The sequence below is a fragment of the Acinetobacter sp. YH12117 genome (genome assembly GCF_013418865.1).
GTDB lineage: Bacteria > Pseudomonadota > Gammaproteobacteria > Pseudomonadales > Moraxellaceae > Acinetobacter > Acinetobacter indicus.
Map to the genome: position 1 here is coordinate 1 of NZ_VPBF01000099.1, position 1039 is coordinate 1039.

The 1039-nt window shown below is 42.1% G+C and carries 1 protein-coding gene; it reads right to left on the bottom strand.

All coding sequences use genetic code 11. The features are described 5' to 3' along the window. Nucleotides 1–52 precede the first annotated feature (52 nt). Complete coding sequence (locus FTU55_RS14985; protein ID WP_180047481.1) at nt 53–985, bottom strand: IS5-like element ISAba12 family transposase; 933 nt, start codon at nt 983–985, stop codon at nt 53–55. Nucleotides 986–1039 lie beyond the last annotated feature (54 nt).

Here is a 1039-nt window from a genome sequence, read left to right on the forward strand (position 1 = left end):
GGCTTTGTTGCACAAAGATTTGAAATGCAAAGCGCCCCTAATTGAGCCAAATTTAAGGCGTAACTTGGGTAAGTGGGCGACCTAATTCCGTAAATCTGTTAAGGACTGCTACACGTGCATGGATCTCATTCACTTGGCTATCAAAACTCCTTGCACTGAGTTTATCTCCTAATAATTTGATGCAATGCATCTTAGTTTCAACCAAACTTCGCCAATGATAGCCTGACCATTTTTTCCATAGTGTCCTGCCTAAACGTTTAACTGTTCGAAGTAATTCATTTCGCTCTAGCGAGCTACTCTTTGTATCTTTCCATGGTTTCGCATTTTTTCTAGGTGGAATCACTGCATGCGCTTGCCGATCTGCAATGACCTGACGGCATTGCTTGGTGTCATAAGCTCCATCGGTATAAACAGAGTTAATCTGCTCATCTTGTGGAATCTGATTAAGTAAATCACCGAGCACCTGTGAATCACTGACATTATTGGTTGTAAGCTGAACTGCTCGTATTTGTAGGGTTTTAGCATCTATACCAATATGTAATTTACGCCATTGGCGACGATATTCAGCTCCATGTTTCTTGCGTTTCCATTCGCCCTCACCTAGAAACTTCATGCCTGTAGAGTCCATGAGTAGATGCAGCCCATCACTACTTTTTTGGTAGCTGATTACAATATCAATATGCTTTTGTCTTCTACAAAGCGTGGTGTAATCTGGAGCTATCCAATTTAATCCGCAAAGTTTAATCAGACTTTGCACAAAGCCAGTGACCATACGTAAAGACAGACGGAATAAGGATTTAATCATTAAGCAGCATTGGATGGCTGCGTCGGAGTAGGTTTGATTTCGCCCTTGTTTGCCTTTTGATGGCGCATACCATTGCGTAGCAGGATCAAACCAAATGGCAATATTTCCGCGACTCATGAGTGCTCGGTTATATGCGGGCCAATTGGTTGTGCGGTAGATTTTGTGTGCAGGCTTCTTCATTTGAAAATTATATCGCTGAAAAACCCTTTACAGATAGGTTTGTGCAACAAAGCC